Here is a 17,062-nt window from a genome sequence, read left to right as displayed (position 1 = left end):
GCCTTCGGGCCCGACACAGGCTTTTCTGCGGGGCAGGGAGGGGCCATGCTGCACGGCATCCGCATCATCGAGTTCGAGGCGCTGGGGCCGGCCCCGTTCGCCGGTATGCTGCTGGCCGATCTTGGCGCCGAGGTGATCGTCGTGCACCGCACCGGCGCGGCCGACACGCCGGGCAAGGAAGACCGCAACCTGCTGGACCGGGGCAAGCGGTCGATCACGCTGAACCTCAAGGACGCGGCCGACCTGCGCATCGCCCGCGCGCTGATCCGTTCGGCGCAGGGGCTGACCGAAGGCCTGCGCCCCGGCGTGATGGAGCGGTTGGGCCTTGGCCCCGAAGAGGCGCTGGCGCTGAACCCGGCGCTGGTTTACGGGCGGATGACCGGCTGGGGGCAGAACGGGCCGCGAGCGCGGCAGGCGGGGCATGACCTGAATTACCTGGGTCTGAGCGGTGCGCTGTTCTATGCCGGGCTGCCGGGGCAGGTGCCGGGCGTGCCGCCGACGATGCTGGGGGATCTGGGCGCGGGGGCGATGTATCTGGCCGTGGGCATGCTCGCGGGGCTCTTGCAGGCGCAGCGGACCGGGCAGGGCACCGTGGTGGATGCGGCCATCGTCGACGGTGCGACACATCTGATGGCGCTGCTCTTGTCGATGCGCGGGCAATTTTCGACCGATGCGCGCGGTGCGTCGCTCTTGGACGGGCCACACTGGTCGCGCTGTTACGCCTGCGCCTGTGGCGGGCACATCGCGGTGCAATGTCTTGAGCCGAAGTTCTATGCGATCTTTCTGGACCGGCTGGGGCTGGCCGAGGATCCCGCCTTTGCCAGCCAGTTCGACGCCGCACTTTGGCCCGATCTGTCGGCGCGGCTGACGACGCTCTTCGCCAGCCGACCCCGTGCGCATTGGGGTGCGCTGTTCGAAGGCACCGACGCCTGCGTGGCACCGGTCTTGTCGCCGGCCGAGGCGCGGCACGACCCCCACGTGGCGGCGCGGGGCCTTTGGCAGGACAGCGGCGACTCGCTGCAACCCGCCGCGGCTCCCCGTTTCGACGGCCGGCAACCGGCGGCGGCCCCGCCCAGCCCGAACCGCGGGGCGGACAGCGCCGCGATCCGGCAAGAGCTAGACGACGGAGGATGGCTGTGACCCTGCAGGAATTTCAGAGGCTGCTCGAGGCGCGATACACCTGTCGCGGATACCTGCCCGAGGCGGTGCCGCGCGCAAAGATCGAGGCCGTGCTCCGGGCCGCGCAACACGTGCCGTCCTGGTGCAACTCGCAGCCCTGGCAGGTCACGGTCTGCGGGCGGGACCAGACCCAGGCGCTGCGCACCGCCCTGTTGAAGCATGTGCAGGGCGGCGGTGACGCGGGCAGCGACGTGCCGTTTCCGCAGGCCTACGAAGGCATCTACAAGGAACGGCGCAGCATCTGCGGCTGGCAGCTTTACGGTGCGGTCGGGGTGGAAAAGGGGGACCGCGCCGGGTCGGCGCGCCAGTCGATGCAGAACTTTCATCTGTTCGGCGCGCCGCATTTCATGCTGGTCACGACGCCCAAGGCGCTGGGTCCTTACGGCGTGCTTGATTGCGGCGCCTTTGTCACCGCCGTGCTGCTGGGCCTGACCGCGCACGGGCTGGCCGGGGCGGCGATGGCGTCGGTCGCGGGTTACGCGGGGTTTCTGCGCGACTGGTTCGATGTGGACGAGGACCGCGATGTCCTGTGCGGGATCGCCTTTGGTCACCCGGATGCGGATCACCCCGCCAACAGCTTTCGTACCGCGCGGGCGCGCTTGGAAGAGGCGGCGGAGTGGCGCTGGGACTGACGGCTCAGGCCTCCTCCAGCCGGTCGGTCGCGGGCGGTGGCGTTGCGCTGAGCGCGCTGATCCGGTCATAAAGGGCCTCGTCCAGATCATAGTCCATCCCGGCCAGCGACGGGACCAGCTGTTCGGCGGTGCGCGCCGACAGGATCGGCACCGGGGCCGCTGCTTGATGCGCGACCCAGGCCACCGCCAGCGTCGCGGGATCGGTGCCCAGCTCTGCCGCCAGCGACACCAGCGCGGCGGCGGTGGCATGCATCGCCTCGACGCCGTAGCGCTTGGCATAGCGGTCATCCTCGACCAGCCGCCCGGCCTTGTCGCCCTGCACGTACTTGCCGGTCAGCAAACCGCCGCCCAGCGGGGAATAGGGCACCGGCAGGATACCTTCGGCAGCGCACATCGGCAGGATCTCGACCTCGGCCTGGCGTTTGACGAGGTTGTACATCGGCTGGATCACATCAATGCGCGTGCCGTGTTTCGCGGCGACGGCCTGCGCCTTCATGACCTGCCACGCGGCATAGTTCGACACGCCGATATGTCGGATCAGCCCGCGCGTCTGCAGATCGGCCAACGTCTCGAACGTCTCGTCCAGCGGCGTTTCGTCGTCCCAGCGGTGCATGTAAAGCAGATCGACCGCGTCCATCCCCAGCCGCCAGCGGCTTTCGTCAAAGGTCTTGAGGACATTTTCCCGCGACGCGCCGCCCGCATAGCCTGCCTTGGTGGCGATATAAAGCGCGTCGCGCTCGGCCCGGGCAAAGCTGCCCAGCAGGGTTTCCGACCGGCCTTCGGTATAGACATGGGCGGTGTCGAAATGCGCGATGCCCGCGGCGCGGCAGGCGTCGAACATGGCGCGCGACTGATCCTCGTCGGCCTTGCCGCCGAATTGCATGGTGCCGAAAGCGAAGCGGGCGACGGGCTGGCCGCTGGTGGTCGTAAGCTCTGTCATGGGCTGTCCTGACGCGTTGCTGGGTGGGGCGTTTGGCGCATGCTCCCCCGTCCCGGCCCGGGACGCAAGGTCAAGCGCACCCACGGCCCGCCAGGACACGGAAAAAGCCCCGCACATGGCGGGGCTTTCAGGTCTTATCGGTTCCGGATCCGTTGCGGATCAGTTCGGGATTTCGCCGGTCAGACCCTCGACATAGAAATCCATGCCCAGCAGGTCGCCGTCCGGCGCGGTCTGGCCTTCCTCGAGCCAGACGCTTCCGTCCTGTTTGTTGATCGGGCCGGTGAACGGGTGGTATTCGCCCGCCGCGATGGCGTCTTTCATCGCCAGCGCCTCGGCCTTCACCTCTTCGGGCACGGCGTCGGAAATCTCGCCGATGCCGACCATGCCCGGGCCGATGCCGTCCCAGGTGTCGGAGGTTTCCCAGGTGCCGTCCATGACCGCCTTGACCCGTTCGATGTAGTAGGGCGCCCAGTCGTCGATGATCGAGCTGACGCGCGGCATCGGGGCATATTCACCCATGTCCGACGCCTGACCGAAGGTGATGACGTTGCCCGCCTCCTGCGCCGCGGCCTGCGGGGCGGTAGAGTCGGTATGCTGCAGGATCACGTCGGCGCCGTTTTCGATCAGCGCGCGGGCGGCGTCCGCCTCTTTCGCGGGATCGAACCATGTGTAGGCCCAGACGATCGAGAATTCGACATCCGGGTTGACCTTCTTGGCGTGCAGATAGGCCGAGTTGATGCCGCGGATGACCTCGGGGATCGGGAAGGAGGCGATATAGCCGATCTTGTTGGTCTTGGTCATCGAGCCTGCGATGTGGCCCTGGATCGCGCGGCCTTCGTAGAAGCGCGCGGAATAGACGCTGACGTTGTCGGCGGTCTTGTAGCCGGTGGCGTGTTCGAATTTCACATCCGGGAATTTCTCGGCCACGGCGATGGTGGGATCCATGTAGCCGAACGAGGTGGTAAAGATGATGTCCGCCCCCGACAGCGCCATCTGGGTGATCGCGCGTTCCGCATCCGCCCCTTCCGGCACGCTTTCCTGATAGACGGTTTCGACCGCGTCGCCGAATTCCTCTTCGACGGCCAGGCGGGCCTTGTTGTGCTCATAGGTCCAGCCGCCGTCGCCGATGGGCCCGACGTAGATGAAACCGGCCTTGACCGGTTCGCCGTGACCGGCGGCAAAGGCCGATGTGGCGGCAAGGGCCGCGGCGGCGACGCTGGCGAAAAGTGTTCTGCGGTTCATGGTATCTCCCGATGTTGGACTTGGTTCATTGGTTTTGGCCTCAGCTCGAGGCGTGAAAGGATCGGCCCAGCGAGGCAGGTGCGCCATGCACGCCCCGGGCCGAGATGATGACGAGCACCAGAATGGTTATCAGATAGGGCGACATCGACAAGACCTCGACCGGGACCTTGGCGCCCGCGGCCTGCAGGTTGAGCTGCAGCACCGCGACCCCGCCGAAAAGGTAGGCACCGACCAGCACCCGGCCCGCGCGCCAGCTTGCAAAGACGACGATGGCCAGCGCGATCCAGCCTGCACCGGCGGTCATGCCTTCGGTCCATTGCGGCACGCGCACAAGGCTGAGGTAGGCGCCGCCAAGCCCCGCGCAGGCCCCGCCGAAGAAGATCGCCATCATGCGGATGCGCACGACCTTGTAGCCAAGCGCATGGGCCGCGTCATGGCTTTCGCCCACGGCACGCAGGATCAGTCCGGCGCGGGTGTATTTCAGAAAGCCCCAGACGGCGGCGACCAGCGCGAGGCTGAGATAGACCATGACGTCATGGGAAAAGATCATCCGGCCCAGCACCGGAATATCGCCCAGCAGCGGGATATCGAGCTTGGGCAGGGTCGGGCTTTTCATCCCCTCGTAGGGTTTGCCGATCAGCGCCGACAGGCCCAGCCCCACCAGCGTGAGGCCAAGGCCGGTCGCGACCTGGTTGGACAGCAGCACTTGCGTGAGAAAGCCAAAGCTGAGCGACAGAATGGCCGAGGCCAGCGCCGCGGCGGCAAAGCCCATCACGGGCGAGCCGGTGTTGACGGCGACGGCAAAGCCCACGACCGCGCCGGTGATCATCATCCCCTCGACCCCGAGGTTCAGGACACCGGATTTTTCCACGACCATTTCGCCGATCGCGGCCAGCAGGATGGGGGTGGCACTGACCATGATCGACGCCACCAGCAGGATCGGGTTGATCGAGCCTAGGTCCATGCGTGGCCTCCTTTTGCGGGCGTGGATGTGGGGGCGCTGCCCCCGTCGCCTCTGGCGACTCCCCCGAGGTTATTTTGAACCAGAGAAAATGAGGTCATGCGGCCTCTCCCTTGCCCCAGGCGATACGGAAGTTGGTGAAGACATCCGTGGCCAGCAGGAAAAACAGCAGCATGCCCTGGAAGAGCTGGATCGCCGCGCCAGGCACGCCCAGCATCAGTTGCGCCAGTTCGCCGCCGATATAGGTCAGCGCCATCAGCAGCCCCGCCAGCAGGATGCCCACCGGATGCAGGCGGCCCAGGAAGGCCACAATGATCGCGGTGAAGCCGTAGCCCGAATTGAAGTCGATGCTGATCTGGCCCGCGGGGCCGGTGACCTCGAAAAGACCGGCCATACCGGCCAGCGCGCCCGAAATGCCCAGGCACAAGAGGACGATCCGCGCCGGGTTGACGCCCGCGAACCGGGCGGCGCGCGGGGCCTCGCCGGTGAGGCGGATGTTGAAGCCCTGGATGTGGCGCGACATCAGCACATAGGCCAGGATCACCGCGATAAAGGCAAAGGCGACGCCCCAGTGCATGCCGCTGCCGCCGATGATCTCGGCATTGTGGGCGGCGTCCCATTGTTTGAAATTGCGGCTGCCGGGGAACCCGCGTCCTTCGGGATTGCGCAAGAGACCCGAGGAGACCGAGGCGAGAATGTTTTCGGCCACATAAACCAGCATCAGCGAGACAAGGATTTCGTTGGTGCCGAACCTGACCTTGAGCACTGCCGGGATCATCGCCCAGGCCCATCCTCCGAGCGCGCCGCAGAGGATCATCAGCGGAAAGATCAGGACGCTTTCCGACGGGTAGAATGCCAGCCCCGCGCCCGCGCCGCAGATCGCGCCCATGATGTACTGACCTTCGGCGCCGATGTTCCAGATCCCGGCGCGAAAGCCGATCGAAAGGCCGATGGCGATCAGGATCAGCGGCCCCGCCTTGACCAGAAGCTGCGGCCGGGTGAAGCCCGCGAATTGCGGGTTGAAGAGCGGATCCCAGAAGATCGTGCGGATCGCTTCGAACGGATCGGTGCCCAGGGCCGCGAACATGATGCCGCCGACGATCATCGTCAGCACCACCGCCAGAAGCGGCGTCAGCACGGTCCAGAGCCGGGACGGCTGCGGGCGTTTGACCAGGTGGATCATCGGCGCCCCCTCCGGTGCCCGTTGGCCAGGGTCCGCCGCGGCGTCGCCGCTGGACTGGTCAGGTCATTCCGCCACATGCGCTGTCTCCATGTCGTGGGCGCCGCCCATCATCAGGCCGATCCTTTCGATCGTCAGGTCGGCGACCGGCTGGATGGCCGACAGCCGCCCTTCGTTCAGCGCGCCGAAACGGTCCGAGATTTCCATCAGCTCGTCCAGATCCTGGCTGATGCAGATGATCGCGGCGCCTGCGGCCGCCAGATCCAGCAGCGCCTGCCGGATCGCGGCGGCGGCGGCGGCATCGACGCCCCAGGTCGGCTGGTTGACCACCAGCACGTCGGGGCGCTGCAGGATCTCGCGTCCGATCACGTATTTCTGCAGGTTGCCGCCCGACAGTGCGCGCGCCGCCGTGCCGGGGCCGGGGGTGCGGACATCGAAGCGTTCGATCACTGTTTCGGCAAAACCGCGCGCCTTCGTCCAGTTGATCATCCCGCGCGACACCAGCGCCTCGCGCCGGGCGGCGGTCAGCACACCGTTCTCGATCAGGCTCATGTTGGGGGCGGCGGCATGGCCCAGCCGTTCCTCTGGCGCGGACAACAGGCCCGCATCGCGCCGGGCCACGGGGCTGGCGCGGCTGATATCCGCGCCCCGCAGGGTGACCGATCCGGACTGCGACAGCCGTTCGCCCGACAGGGCCGCCAGCAGTTCGTCCTGGCCGTTGCCGGCGACACCGCCCAGCCCCAGCACCTCGCCCGCGCGGACAGTAAAGGAAATGTCGCGCAGCGGGGTGCCGAAGGCGCCGGGTGCGGGCAGCGACAGGTTCGTCACGCTCAGCGCGACATCGCCGGGCGCATGCGCCTTGGCCTGCGGGGTGGCAAAGCTCGATCCCACCATCATCTCGGCCAGTTCGCGGGCGGATTTTTCCGCGGGCGTGCAGGTGTCGACCTTCTTGCCCAGCCGCAGGATCGTCGCGGTGTCGCAAAGGCTGCGGATCTCTTCGAGCTTGTGCGAGATATAGAGAATCGAGGTGCCTTCGGATTTCAGCTTGCGCAGGGTTTCGAACAGGATCTCGACCTCCTGCGGGGTCAGGACCGAGGTGGGTTCGTCCATGATCAGCAGGCGCGGGTCCTGCAGCAGGCAGCGGATGATCTCCACCCGCTGCCGTTCGCCCGCCGAGAGCGTGCCCACCAGCCGCGCGGGGTCGAGCGGCAGGCCGTAGGTTTCCGACACCTCGCGGATCTGCCGGGCCAGATCGCGGGGCTTGGGCGGGTTTTCCATCCCCAGCGCCACGTTTTCCGCCACGTCGAGCGCATCGAAGAGCGAAAAGTGCTGGAACACCATGGCGACCCCGGCCTGCCGCGCGGCGCTGGGCTGCGGCGGCGCGAAGGGCGTGCCGTTCATCCGCATCTCGCCCTTGTCGGGTTTCACGAGGCCGTAGATCATCTTGACCAGGGTCGATTTGCCCGCGCCGTTTTCGCCCAGAAGCGCGTGAATTTCGCCCTTGCCGATGTCGAACGAGACATCGTCATTGGCGACCACGCCGGGATAGGCCTTGGTCAGGCCCCGGAGGCTGAGGAGCGGGTCTGCCACGGCAAATCCTCCTTTTCTTGCAGGTCCTGAAGGTGCTGCGCCGCAACGCCCAGGGCAATAGCCTGCGGATGCTTGCCAAAGGCTTTGTGCCCGATCGGGCAGCGGATGCGCGAAATCCGGGCGTCGCTATGCCCGAGGTTGCGCAGGCGGCTGTGGAATCGCGCGCGCTTGGTGTCGGACCCGATCAACCCGGCGCGGGCGAAGTCATGCGACAGCAGCGCATGGCACAGGGCGAGGTCGATGGCGTGGCTGTAGGTCAGGATCAGGTGATGCGCCTCGCGCGGTGCGCGCGGGACCAGCAGGGCCGGATCGGCCGCGGGCAGGGGCGTGACCTGCGGCGGGATATCCTGCGGGAAACGGTCCGGCGCGGTGTCGATCCAGGTGATGTCGATCTCAGGCAGCGGTGCCAGCGTGGCGACCAGCGCGCGGCCCACGTGGCCCGCCCCCCAGATCCAGAGCGGGGTGCGGGGACGCGACAGCGGTTCGATCATCCAGCCCTGCAGATACTGCGGGGCGGGCAGTTCGCCGCTGTTGCGCGCGCGGTCAAGGATGCGGCGGACGGCGAGCGGCGGGGTGCCCGGCCCCCGGGCATGGACCGGCCTATGCGACAACGCGTCGAGGTCCGGCGCACGGAAATGCTCGGTCAGAAGGGTCACCGCGCCGCCGCAGCACTGGCCCAGCGACGGGCCCAGCGGATGCCGGGTGGGCCCGGAGGTATGGAGCGCGACACGCGCGGCCTCGTATTCCAGCGCGCCGCCGCCGATGGTGCCGGACTGCCCGCCGTCCCAGACCAGCATCGACGCGCCGACCTCGCGCGGCACGGACCCGGCGGTGGCGGCGACCACCACGCGGGCGACGGTGCCGTGGCTTTCGACGGCGCTGCGCAGGGCGGCAAGGTCAAAGCTCATGCGCCGCCCCCGGTTGTCGCGGCCCGCTCAGCCATCGCCCTGCACCTTGCGGATCGTCGCCAGAACCCGTTCGGGGGTGGCGGGCGCATCGAGCGCGGGATACGCCGTGCCGCAGCTCGCGATGGCATCCGACAGCGCCATCAGCACCGAAATGCCGTGCATGAACGGCGGCTCGCCCACGGCCTTGGAGCGGTAGACGGTGTCTTCGGTGTTGCGACCATCCCAGAGCGTCACGTTGAACACGGGCGGACGGTCCGAACAGGCGGGGATCTTGTAGGTCGATGGCGCATGGGTGCGCAGGCGGCCCGCATCGTCCCAGACCAGTTCCTCGGTCGTGAGCCAGCCCGCGCCCTGGACAAAGCCGCCTTCGATCTGGCCCATGTCCAGCGCTGGGTTCAGCGAGGCGCCGCAGTCGTGCAGGATGTCGGTGCGCAGGATGCGGTATTCGCCGCTGAGCGTATCGACCGCCACTTCGGAACAGGACGCGCCGTATGCGAAGTAGAAGAACGGGCGGCCCTGGCCCTTGATCCGGTCCCACTGCACCTTGGGGGTCTTGTAGAATCCGGTGGCGGACAGACTGACGCGGCCCTCGTAACACAGCTTCGCGGCCTCGGCGAAGGGGATGCGATTGCCGCCCACGTGGACCGCGCCATCGGCAAAACGCACGTCGCCGGGCGTGTCCTGGTGCAGCTTGGCCAGATGCGCGGCCATGCGGTCGCGGATGGTGTCGCAGGCGGCCTGGACCGCCATGCCGTTGAGGTCCGACCCCGACGACGCCGCCGTGGCCGAGGTGTTGGGCACCTTGCCGGTGTCGGTGGCGGTGATCTTGACCGCCGCAAGGTCGATGCCAAAGCGGGTGGCGGCGACCTGCGCCACCTTCTGGAACAGCCCCTGACCCATTTCGGTGCCGCCGTGGTTCATGTGCACCGATCCGTCCTGGTAGACATGCACCAGAGCGCCCGCCTGGTTGAGGTGGGTGAGCGTGAACGAGATGCCGAATTTCACCGGGGTCAGCGCGAGGCCCTTCTTGATCACCGGATTGGCGGCGTTCCAGTCGGCCACAGCGGCCTTGCGGTCGGCATAGTCGGCGCTTTCGGCCAGCGTGTCGGTCAGTTCGTTCAGGATGAAGTCGGTGACAGGCTGGCCGTAGGGCGTGGTCTGCGCGCCCTCGGGCACCGGCGGGGCGGTGCCTGTCGGCACCTGTCCGGTCGCGCCGCGGCTGGCAAGGTCCGTGCCTTCGGCACTGGCGGTCGGCGGCGCCTCCGGCGCGGACTGGGGGGCGGGCGCGCTCCTGCGGGGCGCGTAGTAGTTGGCCCGCCGCACCGCCAACGGGTCAAGGCCAAGGTCGTGGGCGATATGGTCCATCACCCGTTCAATGCCCAGCATCCCCTGCGGGCCGCCAAAACCGCGGAACGCCGTGGCGCTGGCGGTGTTGGTGCGCAGCCGGTGCGATTCGATGCGGGCGTGGGGCAGGTGGTAGGCGTTGTCGGCGTGCAGCATCGCGCGGTCGGCCACCGGCAGCGACAGGTCCTGCGCCCAGCCGCAGCGGGTGAACTGCACGAATTCGACACCCGAAACGCGGCCCTGCCCGTCAAAGCCCGCGCGGTATTCGATCCGGAAATCATGGCGTTTGCCGGTGATGACCATGTCGTCGTCGCGGTCATAGCGCATCTTGCAAGGCCGTCCGGTGAGGTTCGCCGCCACCGCGCAGGCCACCGCCAGCGCGTTGCCCTGGCTTTCCTTGCCGCCAAAGCCGCCGCCCATGCGCCGGGTTTCGACGCGCACCGCATGCATCGGCACGCCCAGGGCGTCGGCGACCTTGTGCTGGATCTCGGTCGGGTGCTGGGTGGAGCTGTGCACCACCATGTCGCCACCTTCCTGCGGCAGCGCCAGCGCGGCCTGACCTTCGAGGTAGAAATGCTCCTGCCCGCCCATCTCGATCGTGCCTTCGATCTGGCGGGGTGCGTCGTCGATCGCCTCGGGCGCATTGCCCTTTTCCCAGATCCGCGGACCGTCCTCGAATCGGCTGTCGGCGGCGATCGCCTCCTCGATCTCGAGGATCGCGTCGCGCTCCTGATAGGTGATCTGGGCCAGCCGCGCGGCCTTTCGGGCGGCAAGGTGCGTGGTCGCGACCACCAGGAACACCGGCTGGCCGTGATAATGGATGGTCGATCCCGAAAGCAGCGGTTCGTCATGTGCCGAAGGCGAGACATCGTTGGCATACGGCAGATCAGAGGCTTGCAGCACGGCGATGACGCCGGGGGCCTCGCGCACCGCGGCAAGGTCGATCCCGGTGATCCGCCCGGCGGCGATGGTCGCCAGACCGAAGGCCAGATGCAGGGTGCCGGTGGGAGTCGGGATATCGTCGACATACCGGGCCTGGCCGGTCACGTGCAGATGCGCCGCGTCATGCGGCAGGGGTTTGGCGACGGTCATCGGCGACCCCTTTTCGTGTGGCTTTGCGCGGTCATGGCGTCACCTCCAGCACCGAGGTCGTGGCGCCAAGATCGTCGAGCAGGTAGCGGGCCAACATGTTGCGTGCCGCCGACAACCGGTAGTCGGCCGATGCGCGCATATCCGACAGAGGCTGGAAATCATCCTCCCATGCGTCCCAGGTGGCAGCGACGGTGTCGTCGGTCCAGGGCTTGCCGGTCAGGGCCCTTTCCACGTTGCTCGCGCGTTTCGGGATGCCGGCCATGCCGCCGAAGGCGATGCGCGCCTCGGTCACGCGGTCGTCTTCGGTGCGGACGCTGAAAGCGCCGCAGACGGCGGAAATGTCCTGATCGAAGCGTTTGGACAGCTTGTAGACCCGCAGCCGGTCGGGCTGGCGGGGGATCGTCACGGCCTCGACGAATTCGCCGGGATGGCGGTCCTGCTTGCCGTAGTCGAGGAAGAACGCCTCAAGCGGCAGTTCCCGGCGGGTGTCGCGGTAGCGCAGGTGCAGCGTGGCACCCAGCGCGATCAGCGCCGGGGGGTTGTCGCCGATGGGCGAGCCGTTGGCGATGTTGCCGCCGATGGTGGCGGCGGCGCGCACTTGGGCAGAGCCGTAGCGGCGGATCATTTCGGCATAGCTTGGGTGGTGATCGCGCATCAGGTCCCGCACCCGGTCCATCGTGACCATGGCGCCGATGCGGATCTGATCGTCGGTCACCTCGATCTGCGCAAGATCGCGGCATTTATTGAGAAAGATCGGCGCGGGCAGGTCGCGCAGGCCCTTGGTCACCCAGAGCCCCACATCGGTCGCCCCGGCGATGAGCGTCGCGTCGGGGCTGGCGGCATAGGCCTCGGCCAGCGCATCGGCGCTGGCGGGGGCCTGCGTTGCCGCCGGGCCGGGTTCGGACAGCGCGGCGGGATCGTCGCGCAGGTGCTGCGGCACGGGGGCGCCCGCCGCGGCCTCTGCGGCGCGGACGATAGGGGCGTAGCCGGTGCAGCGGCACAGGTTGCCCGCCAGCGCGTCGTCATGCGCGGCATCACCGTTGAGATGCGCGGTGGCCATCGAGACGATGAAGCCCGGCGTGCAGAATCCGCATTGCGACCCGTGCAGATCGATCATCGCCTGCTGCACCGGGTGCAGCGCGCCGCCCGGGCCGGCGATGCCTTCGACCGTGCGCACCGCGCGCCCGTCGAGTTGCGGCATCAGCAGGATGCAGGCGTTGAGCGGGCGCGCCGTGCCGTCGGGGTCGGTGACCATGACCGTGCAGGCGCCGCAATCCCCCTCATTGCACCCTTCCTTGGTGCCGGTGAGCCCGCGCACCTCGCGCAGCCAGTCGAGCAGGGTGGTCGTCGGAACGACCTCTGTCAGCGACACACTCTCTCCGTTCAGAAGAAAGGTGATATTCATGATGAAAACCTGCCGCCTTACCGAAAGAACCCTTGGAATGCGCGCCCTCGATGCGGCGTAGAGGGGGCGCGGGCCGGTCTTTCGGTCAGGCTAGGCGCGGGCCGCGCGCTTTTGCAAGCTTTTTTTCGGCGGGGCCGCGCCGGATGCGCCGCCCTGCCTGCTGCATGTGCATCAGAGCGTCGCCGCGAGTGCTGCCAGTTGATCGGTGGCGGTCCCCCAGCCCTCATCGAAGCCCATGTCGAAGTGTTTCTGCCGGTCTTCGGCTGTGCCGTGCAGCACCTGCGCCAGGTACCGCGTGCCGTTGCCTTCGGCCGCAAAGGTGATAATGCCGGTCATAAAGCCGGACCCGCGAGGGCGATAATCCGGTCCGAGACTGTCGGTGAAGGCAAAGAGCTTGCCCGGTTCGGCTGCCAGAACGCACCCCGCCTCGCCGTCGTGGCGTTCGCCGTCAGGGCCTTCCATCGCGGTCAGGAAGATACCGCCGGGGCGGGGGTCGATTTCGGCGTGATACACGCGCCACGGTGCGGGGCAGAACCATTGCTTGATGAGGTCCGGATCGGTCCAGCAGCGCCACAAGGTTTCGGGCCTGGCGGCGATCATGCGATCGATGCGCAGATCGAGGGTCGGATCGAAATCGGTCATGATGGTTTCCTTTCCAGGGCTTCCGCCAGAGCCTGGAGCCGGTCGGTCCGGCCTTCCCAGAGCTTGCGTTGTTGATTGAGCCAGACCTCTGCCCGGTGCAGCGGTTCGGGGGCCAGCCGCACGCTACGCACGCGGCCGGTTTTTTCGCTGCGGATGAGCCCGACCGTTTCAAGGCGTCGCAGGTGCTTGAGAAAACTCGGCAGCGCCATGTCGTGCGGCGCGTGAAGTTCGGACACCGGCGCCGGACCTTGTGTGAGACGTTCGATCACTGCCCGGCGGGTCGGGTCTGAGAGGGCGGCGAAGAAGGCGTCGAGTTGGCTATCCATCTGGCTAAGTATTGGCGGGATCGTTTCCGCGTCAACAAGAAAGATAGCCCCTGGGCTAAGTTTTTTAGAAAGTCGATTTGGGCCTTCTCACACCCATCGCCGCAACTTAGTGTGGCGCCATGACCGACACCCCCCGATTCATCCACCTGCGCACCCACACCGAATATTCGCTGCTGGAGGGTGCGCTGCGGCTGAAAAAGCTGCCCGGCCTTTGCGCACAATCCGACATGCCTGCGGTGGCGGTGACCGACACCAACAACCTTTTCGCTGCGCTGGAATTTTCCGTCGCGGCGGCGGGCGAGGGTATCCAGCCGATCATCGGCTGCCAGGTCGATTTGCGCTATGTCGCCCCGGCGCAGGGCGAACGACCCCGGGACCCGGCGGCGCTGGTGCTGCTGGCACAAAGCGAGGGCGGGTACGAGAACCTGATGAAGCTGAACTCGTGCCTTTACCTGCGCGGCGACGGCCAGCTGGCGCATGTGACGATGGATGAACTCGAACAGCATGCCGAGGGCCTCATCTGTCTCAGCGGCGGGCCGGACGGTCCGGTGGGTCGGCTCTTGCGGCAGGGGCAGCGGGGTGCGGCCGAGGCGCTGATGGTGCGGCTGCACGGGGCGTTCGGGGATCGGCTTTATGTCGAATTGCAGCGCCACCCGGGCGACGGCGGCCTGCCAGAGGCCGAGGCCCAGACCGAACGCGGCTTTGTCGAAATGGCCTATGCCATGGACATCCCGCTTGTCGCCACCAACGACGTCTATTTCCCCAAGTCCGAGATGTACGAGGCGCATGATGCGCTGATCTGCATTGCCGAAGGCGCTTATGTCGACCAGCAGGGCGACCGGCGGCGGCTGACGCCGCAGCATTACTTCAAGTCGCAGCAAGAGATGGTGACGCTGTTCGCCGATCTGCCGGAGGCGGTCGAGAACACCGTCGAGATCGCGCGTCGCTGCGCGTTCATGGCCTACCGCCGCGATCCGATCCTGCCGAAATTCGCCGATGATGAGGTCGACGAACTGCGCCGCCAGGCCAAGGAAGGGCTGGTGGAGCGGCTGCGGGTGATCCCGCACGCGGCCCCGGTGGAAGAGTATGAAAAACGGCTGGAATTCGAGCTGGGCATCATCGAGGGCATGGGCTTTCCCGGCTATTTCCTGATCGTCGCCGACTTCATCAAATGGGCCAAGGATCACGACATTCCCGTTGGTCCCGGCCGCGGATCGGGCGCGGGGTCGCTGGTGGCTTATGCGCTGACGATCACCGACCTTGATCCCTTGCGCTATTCGCTGCTGTTCGAACGGTTCCTGAACCCCGAACGGGTCAGCATGCCCGACTTCGACATCGACTTTTGCATGGACCGCCGCGAAGAGGTGATCCGCTACGTGCAGGACAAGTACGGCAAGGACAAGGTCGGCCAGATCATCACCTTCGGTGCGCTGCTGTCCAAGGCGGCGGTGCGCGACATCGGCCGGGTGCTGCAGATGCCTTACGGCCAGGTCGACCGGCTGTCGAAGATGATCCCGGTCGAGGGGGTCAAACCCGTCAGCATCGAAAAGGCGCTGGCGGACGAGCCGCGCCTGCGCGAAGAGGCCCGCAACGAAGAGGTGGTGGACCGGCTGCTTACCTACGGCCAGCAGGTCGAGGGGCTGCTGCGCAACGCGTCGACCCATGCTGCCGGGGTGGTGATCGGCGACCGGCCGCTGGATGCGCTGGTGCCGCTTTATCAGGACCCGCGGTCCGACATGCCCGCGACCCAGTTCAACATGAAATGGGTCGAACAGGCCGGTCTGGTGAAGTTCGACTTTCTGGGTCTGAAAACGCTGACGGTGATCCAGAACGCTGTCGACCTCATCAAGAAATCCGGCCGGCATCTGCACATCGCCGCCGACGGGACCGAGCTTTACGAGCCGCCGGAACTGGCGGTGGACGACATCGGCGCGATCCCGCTGGACGACGTGGCGTCGTACAAACTTTACGCCGCGGCCAAGACCGTGGCGGTGTTCCAGGTGGAAAGCTCGGGCATGATGGATGCCCTGAAGCGGATGAAGCCGACCTGCATCGAGGATATCGTGGCGCTGGTGGCGCTTTATCGCCCCGGCCCGATGGAGAACATCCCGACCTATTGCGAGGTCAAGAACGGCCTCAGGGAACGTGAATCCGTTCATCCTCTGATCGACCATATCCTTGAGGAAACCCAGGGCATCATCGTCTACCAGGAACAGGTGATGCAGATCGCGCAGGAAATGGCGGGCTATAGCCTGGGCGGCGCCGACCTGCTGCGCCGCGCCATGGGCAAGAAGATCAAGGAGGCGATGGACGCCGAACGCCCGAAGTTCGAGACCGGCGCCAAGGCCAACGGGGTCGAACCCAAGAAGGCGCGCGAGGTCTTTGACCTTCTGGAGAAGTTCGCCAACTACGGTTTCAACAAGTCCCACGCCGCCGCCTATGCGGTGGTGAGCTATCAGACCGCCTGGCTCAAGGCCAATCATCCGGTCGAATTCATGGCCGGGGTGATGAACTGCGATATCCACCTGACCGACAAGCTGGCGGTCTATTTCGAAGAGGTGAAGAAGGGGCTGGGCCTGGCGTATGTGCCGCCCTGCGTGAACCGGTCGCAGGCGATGTTCGATGTGGCGGACGGGGCGCTGGTCTATGCGCTGGGCGCGCTCAAGAACGTGGGCACCGACGCGATGCGGCTGGTGGTCGAGGGGCGCGGCGACAAACCGTTCGCCACGCTTTACGACCTCGCGCGGCGGGTCGACCTCAAGCGGGTGGGCAAGCGTCCGCTCGAGATGCTGGCGCGGGCGGGCGCGTTCGACCAGCTTGACCCGAACCGGCGGCGGGTCTTCGATTCGCTCGACGCGTTGGTGGGCTATTCCGCGGCGATCTTCGAACAGAAGGGATCGGCGCAGGTGTCGCTGTTCGGCGAGGCCGGTGACGATCTGCCCGAACCCCGCCTGTCGCCGGTCAGCGACTGGCTGCCGGCCGAGCGGCTGTCGGAAGAGTTCAAGGCCATCGGATTTTACCTCTCGGGCCATCCGCTGGACGACTACATGGGCCCCCTGAAGCGCAAGGGTGTTCTCACGCTCGACGAGGTGCTGGCCAAGGCCGAACGCGGGGCCTGCATCGCCAAGATGGCCGGGGTCGTCGCGGGGCGGCAGGAGCGCAAATCGGCGCGCGGCAACCGCTTTGCCTTTGCGCAGCTCAGCGACACGACCGGCGCTTACGAGGTCACGCTGTTTTCCGAAACGCTGGAAAAGAGCCGTGAATTTCTGGAAACCGGGGCGAAGGTCGTCGTCACGGTCGAGGCGACGCTGGAAAGCGACCAGCTCAAACTGCTGGGCCGGTCGGTCGCGCCGGTGGACGTGGCGGTGGCCGATGCGGGATCGGCGGGATTGCGGATATACGTCGAAGGATCGGCGGCCCTGCCGCATATCGCATCCGTACTGGAACGCGCGGCGGAACAGCTGCCCAAGGCCGCGCGCGGTCCGGTGCACCTGTGCCTGTCGGACCCGGCCCTGCCGGGCGAGGTCGATCTGGATCTGGGACAGCAATTCCCGGTCACGCCCGAAATCAAGGGCGCGATCAAGTCGCTGGGCGGGATCATGGCGGTCGAGGAGTTCTGAG

13 protein-coding genes are annotated in these 17,062 nt (G+C 67.0%); 3 read left to right on the top strand and 10 right to left on the bottom strand.

Translation table 11 applies throughout. From position 1 onward, the window contains the following. The first annotated feature begins 45 nt into the window (after window positions 1-45). Together ACOXXX_RS06520 and ACOXXX_RS06515 are read left to right on the top strand one after the other, a co-directional pair. Complete coding sequence (locus ACOXXX_RS06520; protein WP_422825746.1) at window positions 46-1,140, top strand: CaiB/BaiF CoA transferase family protein; 1,095 nt, start codon at window positions 46-48, stop codon at window positions 1,138-1,140. After that, complete coding sequence (locus ACOXXX_RS06515) at window positions 1,131-1,811, top strand: nitroreductase (RefSeq protein ID WP_422825745.1); 681 nt, start codon at window positions 1,131-1,133, stop codon at window positions 1,809-1,811. The genes ACOXXX_RS06520 and ACOXXX_RS06515 overlap by 10 nt, the downstream gene beginning before the upstream one ends. A gap of 4 nt (window positions 1,812-1,815) precedes the next feature. Here ACOXXX_RS06515 and ACOXXX_RS06510 read toward each other — a convergent pair whose 3' ends face one another. From ACOXXX_RS06510 to ACOXXX_RS06465, 10 genes are all read right to left on the bottom strand, one after another. Further along, a complete protein-coding gene (locus ACOXXX_RS06510) occupies window positions 1,816-2,751 on the bottom strand; it encodes an aldo/keto reductase (protein ID WP_422825744.1) in 936 nt (311 codons plus the stop codon). A 159-nt stretch (window positions 2,752-2,910) separates the two neighbouring features. Next, window positions 2,911-3,993, bottom strand: a complete 1,083-nt coding sequence (locus ACOXXX_RS06505) for a BMP family ABC transporter substrate-binding protein (RefSeq protein ID WP_422825743.1) — start codon at window positions 3,991-3,993, stop codon at window positions 2,911-2,913. Window positions 3,994-4,033: 40 nt separating this feature from the next. Continuing rightward, window positions 4,034-4,957 carry an ABC transporter permease gene (locus tag ACOXXX_RS06500; RefSeq protein WP_422825742.1) on the bottom strand — a complete coding sequence of 308 codons (924 nt, stop codon included), beginning with the start codon at window positions 4,955-4,957 and terminating at the stop codon, window positions 4,034-4,036. A 94-nt stretch (window positions 4,958-5,051) separates the two neighbouring features. Then, window positions 5,052-6,137, bottom strand: coding sequence for an ABC transporter permease (locus ACOXXX_RS06495; RefSeq protein ID WP_422825741.1), 1,086 nt, complete (start codon window positions 6,135-6,137; stop codon window positions 5,052-5,054). Window positions 6,138-6,200: 63 nt separating this feature from the next. Next, a complete protein-coding gene (locus tag ACOXXX_RS06490; protein ID WP_422825740.1) occupies window positions 6,201-7,724 on the bottom strand; it encodes an ABC transporter ATP-binding protein in 1,524 nt (507 codons plus the stop codon). After that, a complete protein-coding gene (xdhC, locus tag ACOXXX_RS06485; protein WP_422825739.1) occupies window positions 7,691-8,632 on the bottom strand; it encodes a xanthine dehydrogenase accessory protein XdhC in 942 nt (313 codons plus the stop codon). The genes ACOXXX_RS06490 and xdhC overlap by 34 nt, the downstream gene beginning before the upstream one ends. 27 nt (window positions 8,633-8,659) lie before the next feature. After that, window positions 8,660-11,068: a xanthine dehydrogenase molybdopterin binding subunit gene (gene xdhB, locus ACOXXX_RS06480; RefSeq protein ID WP_422825738.1), complete on the bottom strand. Its 2,409-nt coding sequence runs from the start codon at window positions 11,066-11,068 to the stop codon at window positions 8,660-8,662. Window positions 11,069-11,099: 31 nt separating this feature from the next. Then, window positions 11,100-12,473, bottom strand: a complete 1,374-nt coding sequence (gene xdhA, locus ACOXXX_RS06475) for a xanthine dehydrogenase small subunit (protein ID WP_422825737.1) — start codon at window positions 12,471-12,473, stop codon at window positions 11,100-11,102. A 171-nt stretch (window positions 12,474-12,644) separates the two neighbouring features. Beyond that, window positions 12,645-13,115 carry an SRPBCC family protein gene (locus ACOXXX_RS06470; protein ID WP_422825736.1) on the bottom strand — a complete coding sequence of 157 codons (471 nt, stop codon included), beginning with the start codon at window positions 13,113-13,115 and terminating at the stop codon, window positions 12,645-12,647. Further along, the gene (locus tag ACOXXX_RS06465) at window positions 13,112-13,441 is read right to left on the bottom strand and encodes an ArsR/SmtB family transcription factor (protein WP_422825735.1); all 330 of its coding nucleotides are present in this window, start codon (window positions 13,439-13,441) and stop codon (window positions 13,112-13,114) included. Before ACOXXX_RS06465 ends, ACOXXX_RS06470 begins: the two co-directional genes overlap by 4 nt. Before the next feature lie 119 nt (window positions 13,442-13,560). Between ACOXXX_RS06465 and dnaE the strand changes: the two genes are divergently transcribed. After that, window positions 13,561-17,061: a DNA polymerase III subunit alpha gene (gene dnaE, locus ACOXXX_RS06460; RefSeq protein ID WP_422825734.1), complete on the top strand. Its 3,501-nt coding sequence runs from the start codon at window positions 13,561-13,563 to the stop codon at window positions 17,059-17,061. Window position 17,062: the final 1 nt, after the last annotated feature.

It is taken from the genome of Thalassococcus sp. BH17M4-6 (assembly GCF_049323015.1).
Lineage (GTDB): Bacteria > Pseudomonadota > Alphaproteobacteria > Rhodobacterales > Rhodobacteraceae > Puniceibacterium.
The sequence above is the reverse complement of the archived record's forward strand: the minus strand, read 5'-3'. Positions and strand labels throughout refer to the sequence as shown.